Below are 13,365 nucleotides of genomic sequence, written 5' to 3' on the forward strand. Positions count from 1 at the left end.
TGGGTCCTTTCCCAGGGATGGCTAGGGCATCTGCCCGGTCACTGAAATGCAGGCGAGAAGCGCGCCTCTTGCCTGCAAAGGGTTGCTACATTGCGGAGCCGAACCACTTGACCTCGAGGCTCTCGATGGTGCCGTCGTCCTTGAGGGCGGCGAGCGCCTCGTTGATGGCGGAGGTGAGGCCGGCGTTGGACTTGGAGACCACGATGCCGTACTGCTCGCCAGTCGGGATCTCGATGACCACATGACAGTCGGTGAAGGAGTTGTTGCAGAGGTACTTCATGACGGGCAGGTCAGCGGAGGCGGCGGCGTAGATGCCGGTGGAGACGCCGGTCACGGCCTGGACGGGGTCGTCCAGGGAGACGATGGTGGCCTTGGGCAGGTTCTCCTGGGCCCAGGCCTCACCGGTGGTGCCGGACTGGCAGGCGATCTTCACGCCATCGGCGTTCAAGGCCTCGGCCGTGGTCTTGTCGGAGTCGGCCTTGACGACGACGCCCTGGTTGGAGTCGATGTAGGGGTCGGTGAAGTCGATCTCCTGCTTGCGCTCGTCGGTGATGGTGAAGTTGGAGACGCCGCAGTCAGCCTTGCCGCCCTGCTTGATGAGCGGGATGATGCTGTCGAACTTCATGGCCGGCAGGTACTCGCAGGTGAGGCCCATCTTTGCCGCGACGGCGTCCATGAGATCGACCTCAAAGCCCACGGCGGTGGTGCCATCCATGTAGTCGAACGGCGGATTGGCCAGGTCAGAGGCAACGATGATCTTGCCGTCCTGAACCAGGGTGTAGCTGGCGGCGTTTGCGGAGTCGGTGCTGGCGGCAGCACCTGCACCAGAGTTGCCGCCGCAGCCTGCGAGCACGGCTGCGCCAGCCGCAGCTCCAAGGCCAAGGATGAAGTTGCAGCGGTCAAGCGTCTTGTTGAGGTTCATGCTGGGATTCCCTTCCCAAAAAAGCTTTGGCGCGCGGTCACGCCCTTTCCCGACGGAAGGCACGAGGTCTTCCCCGTGTCAGGGCTTGCGCCCCGTCCGTCGCCTGTCTGACCAGTTTGCGCCAGCTTTCTTTCAGCCTCGGCACATCCAGGCTTTCTTTACACGATTGACATACTGGATGCTCATTTTTGCATGATAACTAATATTTGCAGCCAATTTGCTAGTTTTGATGCATATTGAGACACGTATGGCCAGATGGAGTCACATCAATATGCATACGCATAGAGGCTACATGCAGCACCTCAAGACTCTCCAGCGGAGTTCTGCTGCACAGAACTGCCCTTCGTGTGAGTGATTTCCAAAAAGTTGTGCAGAAGTGCGCTTCGTGCGAGTGGCTTTCCGGCCAATTTGGCCCAATCGGCGCCGGTCGCGTGAAGAAACCCCAGTTAGCAAATGGCCGATACTCGCGAGGGCCCAAAAACAGGCTCACACGAAGGTTACTTCTGCACAGAGTTTTCCAAATCGCTCACACCAAGGTGACTTCTGCGCAAATACGCAAGGGCGGCACCTCGGCAGACCAGCCGGGGCGCCGCCCTCGTGGTTCTCAGGCCCGATTACGGGCGCGCGGGCCTAGAAGCCGCCGTAGTAGCGCTTGCGCTCCCAGTCAGTGACCGCGGTGCAGTAGTCGTTCCACTCGTGCTTCTTCTCCTGCACCAGGTAGTCAAAGATGTGGTCGCCCAGGACCTCGCGCATGAGCTCGGACTCCTCGAAGTTCTGGATGGCCTCACCCAGGGTGCGCGGCAGACGCCTGATGCCCTTGGCCTCGAGCTCCTTCTGGCTGAGGAGGAAGGTGTCGCGCGCGGACTCCTCGGGCAGGGGCAGCTCCTCCTCGATGCCCTTGAGACCGGCGGCGATGGTGGCGGCCAGCGCCAGGTACGGGTTGGCGGTGGGGTCGGGGCTGCGCAGCTCGATGCGGGTGGAGACGTGCTTGCCCGGCTTGTGGGCCGGGATGCGCACCAGGGCCGAGCGGTTCTTGCGGCCCCACGTGGCGTAGTTGGGGACCTCGCCCGTGGAGATAAAGCGCTTGTAGGAGTTGACGGTGGGGTTGGTCACCAGCGTGAACTCCGGCGCGTACTTGAGGATGCCGGCCACGTAGTGCTGGGCCAGGTCGGAGAGGTGCGCCACATGGTAGTCCTTGGGGGCCCAGAAGAGGTTCTCGCCCTCGTGGCTGAAGAGGGACTGGTACAGGAACATGGCGCTGCCCGGCTGGCCCGCAACGGGCTTGGGCATGAAGGAGGCGTACATGCCCTGCTGGGCGGCCAGCTGCTTGATGACCAGGCGCGCGGTCACGATGTTGTCGGCGCAGCTCACGGCCTCGGTGAAGCGCAGCTCGACGCCGTTTTGGGACGGGCCCGCGGCGTGGTAGGAGTACTGCACCGGGATGGACATCTTCTCGAGCATCAGCGTGGTCTGGCGACGCAGGTCGTTTGCGTTGTCCATGGGCGTGAGGTCAAAGTAGCCCGCATCGTCCTTGGGTCTGAGCTCGTGCTGGCTGTCGGAGTAGAAGTACTCGATCTTGGGTCCCACGTTGGGGATGTAGCCCATCTTGTCTGCCTTGGTGAAGACCTTGAGCAGGCAGTTGCGCGGGTCTCCGTCAAACGGCTCGCGGGAGGGCGTGTAGACGTCGCAGAAGACGCGCGCCACACCGGACTCGGTCGGGCGCCACGGCAGAAGCGTAAAGGTGTCGGGGTCCGGGAAAGCCAGCATGTCGGACTCCTCCAGCGACACGAAGCCGTCGATGGAGGAGCCGTCAAAGCCGATGCCCTCCTCAAAGGCCTCTTCGAGCTCCTCCGGGGAGATGGCAAAGGACTTGAGGTTGCCCAGGACGTCGGTGAACCAAAGGCGGACAAAGCGGATGTCTCGCTCCTCGACGGTGCGAAGAACGAAGTCGATGTCCTTCTCGCTGCTCATGCAGACTCCTTCCAGGGGTCGGCGGGGAAATTCTTCAATCCGGGCTAGGTTCCCACAAACGTGTTACGCACGTGTTTCACCCCGCCGGACGCCCGCTCACCTCACAGAATCCGCCGCCTGTCGCCCGCCGTCGCCCAGCAGGCAAGAGACGCCTCCCGCCGCGGCCCCTACCGCTGGCAGTCGCAGGACTTGGCGCGCGCCAGGGCTCGGTCGGCATCGGCAAGCATGCGCTTTGCCGCCGAGCAGTCGCCCTTGCCGTGGGCCGAGCAGCCCCCGCCGCACTCGGAGCAGCCGCTCTTCTGGCTCTTGCCGAGGTAGCGGATGCATGCCACAAATGCCGCCACGACGGCGACCACGATGATGACGTCCACGGGGCTCATGGGACCCCCCTTTCCGGCCGCTTGGCGGCCATGCCGCCTGGAATCAATCCCAGGCGAGAAAAACGTTAGTTAGCCTAGGGCAACTATACCCAACTGCGGCATACTATATGGTTGGCGACCGAAGGTCGCATGCAATGTTCGCGTAAATCCTAGGAGGAAACGCATGGCAGAAGACACGATGAAGCTCGTCCTTATCCGTCACGGCGAGTCCGAGTGGAACAAGCTCAACCTGTTCACCGGCTGGACCGACGTCGAGCTGTCCGAGACTGGCGAGAAGGAGGCTGCCGCCGGCGGCCGTGCCCTCAAGGAGGCCGGCTTCGACTTCGACATCTGCTACACCTCCCGCCTGAAGCGCGCCATCCACACCCTGAACTTCGTGCTCAAGGAGATGGACCGCGAGTGGCTGCCCGTCGTCAAGAGCTGGAAGCTCAACGAGCGCCACTACGGCGCCCTGCAGGGCCTGAACAAGGCCGACGCCGCCGCCGAGCACGGCGACGAGCAGGTCAAGATCTGGCGCCGCTCCTTTGACATCTGCCCGCCCGAGCTGGAGCCCGGCGACGAGCGCGACCCGCACACCCAGGAGCAGTACCGTGACGTCGCTCCCGACCAGCTCCCCTACACCGAGTGCCTGAAGGACACCATCGCCCGCGCCTGGCCGTTCTTCGAGGATGAGATCCGCCCGCAGATGCTCGCCGGCAAGCGCGTCCTCATCGCCGCCCACGGCAACTCCCTGCGCTCCCTGGTCATGAAGTTCGAGAAGATGACCCCCGAGCAGATCCTCGAGGTCAACATCCCGACCGGCGTGCCCCTGGTCTACACCTTCGACCGCGACTTCAACGTCGTCGACAAGCAGTACATCGGTGACCCGGAGACCATCGCCGCCAAGATCAACGCTGTCGCCAACCAGGGCAAGGCCAAGAAGTAGCGTAGAGCCAACAGCAAGGTGAGGGCCCCCGCCCTTCTCGCAAAGCTACGCGCCTTTGGCGCAAAGAGCTTTGCTGAGAAGGGCGGGGGCCTTGCTGTAGGACGCCGACTTCCAACGACCAAAGAACAAAGCACAAAGAGCTTCGCCGGGAGGCCCAAGGGGCCTTTCTTGTGGAAAGGGGGCGCCCGATGGCCAACTCGGACGGGGACGTGGGCCTTGGGTAGAATGGATGGTTACGACTGACGTGCGCGGGCGAGAAGACCGTGCCAGAGATTGGAGCGTTGATGGACGAGCAGGAGAAGGATCGCATCCGCGAGGAGTTCGAGGCCTCGCGCAGCAAGGGGGCCGAGCAGCAGCAGGCACAGCAGGCGCAGGCTCCCCAGCAGGAGGGGCCGGCCGAGGGCTGCGTGATCAAGAACGTCATTGGCGTGGTCTCCGGCAAGGGTGGCGTCGGAAAGTCCCTGGTCACGGGCATCCTCGCGCGCGAGCTCTCCCGTCGCGGCGCCAAGGTGGGCATCCTGGACGCAGACGTCACCGGCCCGTCCATCCCCAAGATGTTCGGCATGTCCGGCTGTCACGCCTACGCGCAGGACAACCTGCTCGTGCCGCTTGAGACCAAGGGCGGCATCAAGGTCATGAGCGCCAACCTCGTGCTCGATAACGAGGACGACCCGGTGCTCTGGCGCGGCCCCGTGGTGGCCGGCGCCATCAAGCAGTTCTGGGGCCAGTGCGCCTGGGGCGAGCTTGACTACCTGCTGGTGGACATGCCTCCGGGAACCTCCGACGTGGCGCTCACCGTCTTCCAGAGCCTGCCCGTGGAGGGCGTCGTCATCGTGAGCTCGCCGCAGGACCTGGTCCAGATGGTGGTGGGCAAGGCCGTCAAGATGGCCAACATGATGGACGTCCCGGTGCTGGGCCTGGTGGAGAACATGGCCTACGTCACCTGCCCCCACTGCGAAGAGAAGATCTTCCCCTACGGCCCCAGCCGCCTTCAGGAGACGGCCGACCACTTTGACCTGGTTGCCCTGGGCCAGCTGCCCATTGACCCGGCCCTGGCCGCGGCCTGCGACGCCGGCAGCTTTGAGCAGAGCGTGCCCGACGGCCTGCTTCCCGAGGCCGTCCAGACCGTCATCCAGGTGGCCGAGCTCACCGCGGCGCTCGCCGGAAGGGACGCCTAGGCGCATGGCCGCCCGCACGCGCGCAAAGAAGCCGTCCCGCGCCGAGCTGCGCGAGCGCGCCCTCGCAGCCGCCTCGGCCGTCGGGGTGCCCGCCGCCTGCGACGTGGTGGTCGCGGGCGGCGGCGCCTCGGGCCTGGTGGCGGCCATCGCGGCCGCGGAGGCCGGCGCCCGCACGTGCGTGCTCGAGCAGGACCTGGAGTGCGGCCGGAAGATCCTGGCAACGGGAAACGGCCGCTGCAACTTTGCCAACGAGGACCTTGACCCCGCACGCTACAGAAACGGCGCGTTTGTCGCCAAGGTTGCGGGTGCCCGGTGGCTGGAGGAGGTCCTGGGGTTCTTTGCCGCGTCAGGCCTGGCCTGGGCCTCGGAGGAGGGCAGGCTCTACCCGCTCTCTCGCCAGGCGGCCTCCGTCAGGAACGTCCTTCTGGGCCGCGCCCGCCGTGCCGGCGTGACGCTCGCCCCCGCCCGCAAGGTCACGTCCGTGGCACCCGCGGCCGGCGGCTGGAAGGTCTCCTTCTCCCCCGCCGCACCAGGCGAGAAGGGCGCCCCGCAGGCAGGAGGCATCACCGCCAGGGCCGTCGTGATGGCCGCCGGCGGCGGCTCCGAGCTCGCCCGCGGGCTGGGCCTGCCGGCCGTGGCCGAGGGGCCCGTGCTCTGCGCCCTGGCGTGCGAGCCCGAGAACAACAGCCTTGAGCTGGCCCTCGTTGACGGCAGGCGCGCCCACGCGCACGTGCGGCTGCTCCGCGGCGGCCGCAAGCTCTGGGCGGAAGACGGCGAGGTGCTCTTTCGCCCGTGGGGACTCTCCGGCATCTGCGTCTTCGACCTCTCCCGCCGTGCGGAGGCGGGCGACGCCATCTCCCTCGACCTCACGTGCGGCATGGCGGACGCCCAGCTTGAGGCGGCAGCCGCCACGGGCACGGCGGACGGCGTGCTTGACCCGCAGGTGGCCGCGGCGCTGGGGGCCGCCGGCGGCAACCCCGCGTCCGCCTTTGCCGCGCTGCGTCAGGCCCGTAGCCTGCGCTTCCTCGTGACCGACCGCGCCGAGACGGAGCGCGCCCAGGTCACGCGGGGAGGTCTGGACGTGACGGGCTTCTTCCCAGAGACGCTTGAATGCGCCACGCTGCCCGGGCTCTTTGCCTGCGGCGAGGCGCTTGACGTGGACGCGGACTGCGGCGGCTTCAACCTCGCGTGGGCATGGAGGAGCGGCCAGGTGGCCGGCGCCTCCGCGGCCGCGCTCGCACTCTCACAGAACAGGAAGTGACCACGATGCTCGAGGTCTCAGGCATAAGGATCCACCTCACGCAGCTCGACGGAGGCGACGAGCGCGAGCTCGCCCTCTGCAAAAAGGCGCTCGCCAAGAAGCTGCGCATCAATGCGTCGCAGCTCAGAGGCATCGAGCGTCGCCGTCGCTCCATCGACGCGCGCAAGAAGGCCGACATCGTGCTCACCTTCACCCTGCGCGCGGAGCTCGCGGGCGGCCCCTCCCAGGAGGCGGCCGTCCTCTCCAAGCTGACCCGCGCCCACGCCGAGAAGGGCGTCCGCGTGGTGGGCGAGGAGCCCTTCGGCTGGCCTGACGCCGCCGTGGCGCCCGACGCGCGTCCCGTTGTGGTGGGAGCCGGCTGCGCGGGCCTCTCCTGCGCGCTCTCCCTTGCGAGAGCGGGCCTTTCTCCCCTGCTCGTGGAGCGCGGGGACGACGCCGCCCGCCGCAGCAGGGTGGTAGAGGCGCACAACGCCACCGGCGAGCTGGACGTGGAGAGCAACATCCAGTACGGCGTGGGCGGCGCGGGCACGTTCTCTGACGGCAAGCTGCAGACCGGCACCAAGAGCCCGGCCCACCGCCTCATCCTGGAGACCTTCGTGGAGGCCGGCGCCCAGCCGCAGATCCTGTGGGACGCAAAGCCCCACGTGGGAAGCGACGTGCTGCCGCGCGTGGTGACCAACATCGTGCGCATGATCGAGGAGGCCGGCGGTGAGGTGCGCTGCCGCTGCCGCATGAGCGACCTGGACGTCACCGGCGGCCGCGTGCGGTCCGTGACGCTGACCCAAACGGCCGCCGACGGCTCCCAGACCGAGGAGCGCGTGGCCGCGAGCTGCGTCGTCCTTGCCTGCGGCCACTCCGCGCGCGACGTCTTTGAGCTGCTGCGCGAGCACGACGTGCCCATGGAGCGCAAGACGTTTGCCATGGGCGTGCGCATCGAGCACCTGCAGGCGGACATCGACCGCGCCCTCTACGGTCCCGCCGCCGGCAGCCCAGCCCTGGGCGCGGCCCCGTACAAGCTCTCGTGCCACCTGCCGAGCGGCCGCTCCGCGTTCAGCTTCTGCATGTGTCCCGGCGGCTACGTGGTCTCCGCCGCCAGCGAGCGCGGCGGAGTTGTCACAAACGGCATGAGCCTCTCGGACCGCGCGGGCGCAAACGCCAACTCCGGCCTTCTGGCCAACGTCTTCCCGGACGACCTGCCGGGCGACGACGTCCTCGCCGGCGTCGAGCTGCAGCGCCGCTGCGAGAGGGCGGCCTTTGCGGCCGGCGGCGGCGCCTACGTCGCGCCCGCCCAGCTGGTGGGAGACTTCCTCGCGGGCACGCCCTCCTCGGCCGGCGGCCGCGTGGCGCCCACCTACCCCAGGGGCGTTGCCTGGGGCTCTGTTGAGAAGTGCCTGCCGGACTACATCGTGGGCACGCTGCGGGACGCCCTGCCCCGCATGGGCCGCCAGCTCCACGGCTTTGACGTGGCTGACGCCGTGCTCACGGGCGTGGAGACCCGCTCCAGCTCACCGGTGCGCGTCACGCGCGGCGCGGACGGCCAGAGCGTGGGCGTGGCCGGCCTCTGGCCCGTCGGCGAGGGCGCGGGCTACGCGGGCGGCATCATGAGCGCCGCCACCGACGGCATCATGGCCGCCAGGAAGGTGGTCGAGGCGTTGGGCGGCGGGGCGGCTGACCCGGCCGAATAGCGTACAAAATAACGACCGGAGGCCCTTCTCGCCTGGCGTTTTGCCTGTTGAGAAGGCCTCTCTTTGTGATTATGTACGCTATTGCCGGGCGGGACGAGGCACGCAAGCCCGACTGGCCCGCTACTCGTCGTCCGGGAGGTACTTGGCGAACGGGCCCTTCTTGGTGGGGTCGACCTCGGCCAGGCCCAGGGCGTACAGGAAGCCCAGGATCACGATGACCGCCGGCGCCGCCATACCCAGGTAGACCACGATGACCACCGGAGCGGTGAGCCCGACGCCAAAGAGTATGGGCACCGGGGAGAGCACCAGCACGGCCAGGAAGAGCACCGAGATCACGCGCAGCGCGTTGCGGGCACCGCGGCCGAGCTTGATCTTCTTGAGCCCGACAAAGAGCAGCCCCAGCAGGGCACCAACGGCAAAGAGGATGACGGGGCCAGACTCGATGGCCATCACCTGCAGGAAGGCGGACCCCATCACGGCGTAGTAGGTGTCGATGACCTCGCCGGAGCGGTACCAGACCTGGAAGGCAACGCAGCCCGCGAGCAGGATTGCCCAGACCACGGCGTTGGCGATAAGGACGTTCTTCTTCATTGGGTTTCTCCCCTGGTTTGGTGGGGTATGCTCGTATGAGCTCCTATATGTTCGTCGGTCTAGTATACCCGCAGGCGCCAGACGCCCGCAGAGTGGAGGGGAGGGCACCGTGGCAGCAAGTACAAGGCAGACGCAGCGCTCCTATAGCGTGGGAGAAGAGATTGCTAACTCCGTGAGCCACGGCGTGGGTGCGCTTCTCTCCATTGCGGCGCTGGTGCTGCTCATCGTGCGCGCCGTGAGCCACGGCGGCGGCGTGCGCCTTGCGGCGGCGCTGCTCATGGGCATCGGGCTCATCGTGGAGTACCTCTTCTCGACGCTCTACCACGCCATTGCGCCCGCAGGCGCCAAGCGCGTCTTCCGCGTGCTGGACCACTGCGGCATCTACCTGCTCATAGCCGGCAGCTACGCGCCGTTTGCGCTGGTCGCGCTGGCCGACTACGACGGCCTGCGGCTGGGCATCGTGGTCTGGGCCATCGCCCTGGTGGGCATCGTGGCCGAGTGCCTGATGCGCGAGCGCCAGCCCAAGTGGCTGAGCGCCCTCATCTACGTGCTGCTGGGCTGGGCGGTCATCTTCCGCGTGGGCACCCTCTGGCAGGTCCTGCCCTCCCCCGCCTTCTGGCTCCTTGTGGCAGGCGGCCTCTCCTACACCGTGGGAGCGCTCTTCTACCTGCCCAAGCACGTGCCCTACCTGCACTTTGTCTTCCACCTCTTCACCCTGACCGGCAGCGTCTGCATCACCCTCTCCGCCCTGCTCTTCGTGCTGTAGGAAGCCTTGAGAAACGCGCGGGTTCCGGCTACCATGTGTCTCAGAGGCATATCTCGGCCTTAAGCGAGAGAGTTATCAGCGGGCTTCTCTTGGCCCCAATCAAGAGAGTTACAAGCGAGTGTTTCGCCACTCTGAGCGCGAGCCTAACTGAGGGAGCGGTCCATTCCGCTCCCTCTCTTTTTACCTAGGGAGGATACATGGCCGGTCTGTCGTTCTACACCGTTGACGAGCGCTACATCGACTATTTGGCGCCATACGCGCCCCACCTGTTCCATAACGCCAAGAAGGGGCAGGGTCACTCCCGCAAGTACATCGGCATCGTATTCGAGGTCAACGGGTTTGAGTACTTTACTCCCCTGTCATCGTTCAAGGAGAAGCACCGCAGGATGAAGAACGGCTTGGACTTCATCAAGGTTGGTGACTATGCGGTCATTAACCTGAACTGCATGTTTCCCGTTGCGACGGACACCTACCAAAGAGTCGACTTCTCTGCGGTCCAGGACAAGCGCTACCGGGCTTGCTCCAAGCCGAGTACAGGATCATCAAGCAATTGGAGGGTCGCATCCGCAAGAACGCGTCGACCCTGTACAACCACAAGGCAAATAACGGAGACTCGACGCCGCTCTCTGCCCGATGCAACGATTTTCCCCTCTTGGAAAGAGCCTGCCAAGGCTTCCGCTATCCAACGCACGGCTGAGGCGACGCCTCGTCAGAAAAACCGACCTGGGTATCCGGCGAGGAATACCCAGGTCACTTTTTGGCAGCAGTCGAGAAGCGCGCTTCTCGCCTGGATCACCCGGTGTTCTGCAGGCCGGCGGCAACGCCGGAGACGGTGCAGAGGATGAGGTAGATGAAGCGCTCGCGCTCCTCGGGCGTGAGCTTGTCGCCCTTGGTGCGCAGGGTCTTCAGGGCTTGCGCCTGCGTCACGGACAGGACGTTAACAAACGGCAGGCGCATGCGGATGACCGGGCCCAGGACGCGGCGGTTCTGCAGCGGCCACTCGTCGCCCACGATGGCCAGGACCCACTTGCGGGTGAGCTCCATCTCGTCCAGGACCTTGCTCGAGAGGTCCTCGCAGCCGCCCAGCTGCAGGTAGAGCCTGCCGATGCGCTCGTCGGTCTTGGAGATGGACATCTCGATGTTGTCGATGAACGTGGTGAACAGCGGCCACTCCGCGTAGGCGCGGCGCAGCTTGTCCAGGTCGCCCAGGCGCTCGCAGGCGGTGCCCAGGCCGTACCAGGCGGCCAGGTTGATGCGCGCCTGGCTCCAGGAGAAAATCCACGGGATGGTGCGCAGGTCGTCGAGGGACTTGGCGCCCAGGCCGCGCTTGGCCGGGCGGCTGCCGATGGGCATGAGGCCGATCTCAGTCAGCGGCGTGACGGTGGAGAACCACTCGGCAAAGCCCTCGGTGTTGAGAAGGTCGAGGTAGCGCTCGCGGGAGTACTTGTCCAGGGCCGCGGCCATGTCGGCGTACTTGGCCGTGGACTCGGTGTTGACCCACTCGATGGACGGTGCCGACTGCAGCAGCGTGGCCCCGGCGACAGACTCCACGTGACGGCGGGCCAGCGTGGGGTCTCCGTAGCGGGCAAAGATGACCTCGCCCTGCTCGGTGAGCTTGAAGCGGCAGTTGACCGAGCCCTTGGGCTGCGAGAGAACGGCGCGGTTTGCCGGGCCGCCACCGCGGCCGACGGCACCGCCTCGGCCGTGCATGAGGATGAGGTCGACGTTGTTCTCCTCGGCCCACTGGGCAATGGCGGCCTGCGTGGCGTGCAGGACCAGCGTGGCGCTGGTGGGACCGGCGTCCTTGGAGGAGTCTGAGTAGCCGAGCATGACCTCCAGGCGGCGGCCCGTCTGGGCCATGCGGCGCTGGACCTCGGGGAGCTTGATCATCTCGTCAAGGGTCTTGACGGCGTTCTCCAGGTCCTCCACCTGCTCGAAGAGCGGGATGACGTCGAGCACGGGCACGTCAGCCTCGTGCGCGAAGGCAAGGTGGGCAAGCTCGTAGACGTCGGCGACGTTCCGGGCGCTCTTGGTGAAGGAGATGATGTAGCGGCGGGCCGCCGCAACGCCGTTCTTGCGCTGAATCTGGCCGATGGCGCGGAAGGTGTCCAGCACCTCGCGGGTCATGGGCGCAAGCTCGCCGCGCTCGCCCCAGCGGCCGTGCTCGCGGATGTCGGCGAGGGCGCGGGAGTGGACCAGGGAGTGCTGGCGGAACTCCATCTCCACCATGTGGAAGCCGAAGGTCTGGGCCTGCCAGATGAGCTTCTGGATGGGGCCGTAGGCCGTGCGGGCAGCGCCCGCCTTGGCAAGCGACAGCTGGACGCAGCGCAGGTCGGAGATGAAGTCCTCGGCGCTGGCGTACATGATGTCGGCGGTGCGCACGATGGTGGCACGCAGGCGCTCGGCAATGACCAGCATGCAGGCGCGGTGGAGCTCCGAGGCCGAGATGCCGATGGCACGGGCCGTGATGGCCTCGCTCATCTCGCGCTGGTGGTTCCAGAGGTTGACCAGCTGGTCGGAGGGGGGCGTGGAGGCCACGTCCAGCGTCAGGTTGCGGCCGATGAAGTGCGTGGCGTCGGCCAGCGTCTCCAGCATGTGGACGCGGAACTTCTCGGCCACCTGGCGGCTCACCTTTGCGGTTACGTTGGGGTTGCCGTCGCGGTCGGAGCCGATCCAGCTGCCCGGGTGGAAGAACGCGGGGCAGACGGGCGGCACGGTGCCGGCCTTCTCGCCGAGCTCCCAGTCGTCAAAGCGGCGGTAGACCTGGGGCACCATCTGGAAGAGGGTGCGGTCGAAGATGTCGATGACGGTGTCGGCCTCCTCGACGGGGGTCGGCTTCTTGTGGGCGATGGGAGAGGTGCGCACCAGGGCGTCAATCTCCTGCAGGAGCTGGCGCTCGTTCTCGGCCAGGGCGATGCCGCCCAGCTCGGAGCGCTGCTGCAGCAGGCCGGAGATGCGGCGGATCTTGCCCTCGACGGCCTTGCGGCGGGCCTCGGTGGGGTGGGCGGTGAAGACCGGGTGGAACTCGAGGCGGTTGAGAAGGGCCATGGCCTTACCGCGGCCACACTCGTCCACGAGCTGGCGGTAGGCCACCGTGATGTCGTTGATGGGGTCGGCCTCGGCCGTGGTGGGCACGGTGCGCTCGCGCAGGCGCAGGGACTCGTCGCGGTAGTTCTCCTCGCAGATGTTGGCGAGGTGGAAGTAGGCCACGAAGGCGCGCATCAGCATGGTGGCATGGGCCTCGTCCAGACCGTCGATGACGCGCTCCAGGTCGGCAAAGGCCTCGGTCGCCTCCTCGGTGGCGCCGTCCTCGTCGTAGCTCGCCTTGATGGCGTCGTCCAGAAGGACGTCAAAGGTGGCGCGCATCTCGGGATCGCTCTCCTCGAGGACCTTGCGCACCAGGCGCAGGAAGAGCGCCATGTTGTCGCGGATGGACTCCGGAACGTCCACGGCGGAGAGCGTGGCCTTGGCGGCCGTCTCCTCGACGAGGGCGCTCGCGGGCAGCGCGCTCTTCTCGACCTCGGGCGTCGAGGCGGGGGCGACTGCGGGGGCAGCCGCGAACGCTAGGCTCGGGTCCTTCTGTGCTTGCTTGTCAGCCAACGTGTCTCCTTGCGACAGGCCGCCTTGGGGCGGCGTCCGACCAACCTTACACTACGATACCCGCCCGCGGCCCCCAAGGCGCTGCT

10 protein-coding genes and 1 pseudogene are annotated in these 13,365 nt (G+C 66.7%); 6 read left to right on the forward strand and 5 right to left on the reverse strand.

Annotated features, from left to right (window positions below; all coding sequences use genetic code 11):
• Window positions 1-85: 85 nt before the first annotated feature.
• The 3 genes from DXV50_RS05875 to DXV50_RS05885 all read right to left on the reverse strand — a co-directional run bounded on the left by DXV50_RS05875 (window position 86) and on the right by DXV50_RS05885 (window position 3,273).
• A complete protein-coding gene (locus tag DXV50_RS05875) occupies window positions 86-922 on the reverse strand; it encodes an ABC transporter substrate-binding protein (RefSeq protein WP_117205330.1) in 837 nt (278 codons plus the stop codon).
• A gap of 630 nt (window positions 923-1,552) precedes the next feature.
• On the reverse strand, window positions 1,553-2,893 hold the full coding sequence (locus tag DXV50_RS05880; protein WP_117205331.1) for a glutamine synthetase family protein: 1,341 nt from the start codon (window positions 2,891-2,893) through the stop codon (window positions 1,553-1,555).
• 167 nt (window positions 2,894-3,060) lie between these two features.
• Window positions 3,061-3,273, reverse strand: a complete 213-nt coding sequence (locus tag DXV50_RS05885; RefSeq protein ID WP_117205332.1) for a FeoB-associated Cys-rich membrane protein — start codon at window positions 3,271-3,273, stop codon at window positions 3,061-3,063.
• Between the two features lie 163 nt (window positions 3,274-3,436).
• Here DXV50_RS05885 and gpmA point away from each other — a divergent pair, with 163 nt between their 5' ends.
• The 4 genes from gpmA to DXV50_RS05905 all read left to right on the forward strand — a co-directional run bounded on the left by gpmA (window position 3,437) and on the right by DXV50_RS05905 (window position 8,322).
• Window positions 3,437-4,198, forward strand: a complete 762-nt coding sequence (gpmA, locus tag DXV50_RS05890; RefSeq protein WP_117205333.1) for a 2,3-diphosphoglycerate-dependent phosphoglycerate mutase — start codon at window positions 3,437-3,439, stop codon at window positions 4,196-4,198.
• 284 nt (window positions 4,199-4,482) lie between these two features.
• Window positions 4,483-5,376 carry an Mrp/NBP35 family ATP-binding protein gene (locus tag DXV50_RS05895; RefSeq protein ID WP_117205334.1) on the forward strand — a complete coding sequence of 298 codons (894 nt, stop codon included), beginning with the start codon at window positions 4,483-4,485 and terminating at the stop codon, window positions 5,374-5,376.
• Between the two features lie 4 nt (window positions 5,377-5,380).
• Window positions 5,381-6,637 carry an aminoacetone oxidase family FAD-binding enzyme gene (locus tag DXV50_RS05900; RefSeq protein WP_117205335.1) on the forward strand — a complete coding sequence of 419 codons (1,257 nt, stop codon included), beginning with the start codon at window positions 5,381-5,383 and terminating at the stop codon, window positions 6,635-6,637.
• Window positions 6,638-6,642: 5 nt separating this feature from the next.
• A complete protein-coding gene (locus DXV50_RS05905) occupies window positions 6,643-8,322 on the forward strand; it encodes an NAD(P)/FAD-dependent oxidoreductase (RefSeq protein ID WP_117205336.1) in 1,680 nt (559 codons plus the stop codon).
• 120 nt (window positions 8,323-8,442) lie between these two features.
• Here the strand turns inward: DXV50_RS05905 and DXV50_RS05910 are convergent, their stop codons facing one another.
• Window positions 8,443-8,913, reverse strand: coding sequence for a hypothetical protein (locus DXV50_RS05910; protein ID WP_198666418.1), 471 nt, complete (start codon window positions 8,911-8,913; stop codon window positions 8,443-8,445).
• Between the two features lie 109 nt (window positions 8,914-9,022).
• On the opposite strand from DXV50_RS05910, the gene trhA reads away from it, so the two are divergent.
• Both trhA and DXV50_RS10070 read left to right on the forward strand, forming a co-directional pair.
• Complete coding sequence (gene trhA, locus DXV50_RS05915) at window positions 9,023-9,679, forward strand: PAQR family membrane homeostasis protein TrhA (RefSeq protein ID WP_232817471.1); 657 nt, start codon at window positions 9,023-9,025, stop codon at window positions 9,677-9,679.
• Window positions 9,680-9,876: 197 nt separating this feature from the next.
• A pseudogene (locus DXV50_RS10070) lies at window positions 9,877-10,376 on the forward strand (type III toxin-antitoxin system ToxN/AbiQ family toxin).
• Between the two features lie 95 nt (window positions 10,377-10,471).
• Here DXV50_RS10070 and DXV50_RS05925 read toward each other — a convergent pair.
• Window positions 10,472-13,183, reverse strand: a complete 2,712-nt coding sequence (locus DXV50_RS05925) for a phosphoenolpyruvate carboxylase (protein WP_232817521.1) — start codon at window positions 13,181-13,183, stop codon at window positions 10,472-10,474.
• Window positions 13,184-13,365 lie beyond the last annotated feature (182 nt).

Source organism: Paratractidigestivibacter faecalis (assembly GCF_003416765.1).
GTDB classification, from domain to species: Bacteria; Actinomycetota; Coriobacteriia; order Coriobacteriales; family Atopobiaceae; genus Paratractidigestivibacter; species Paratractidigestivibacter faecalis.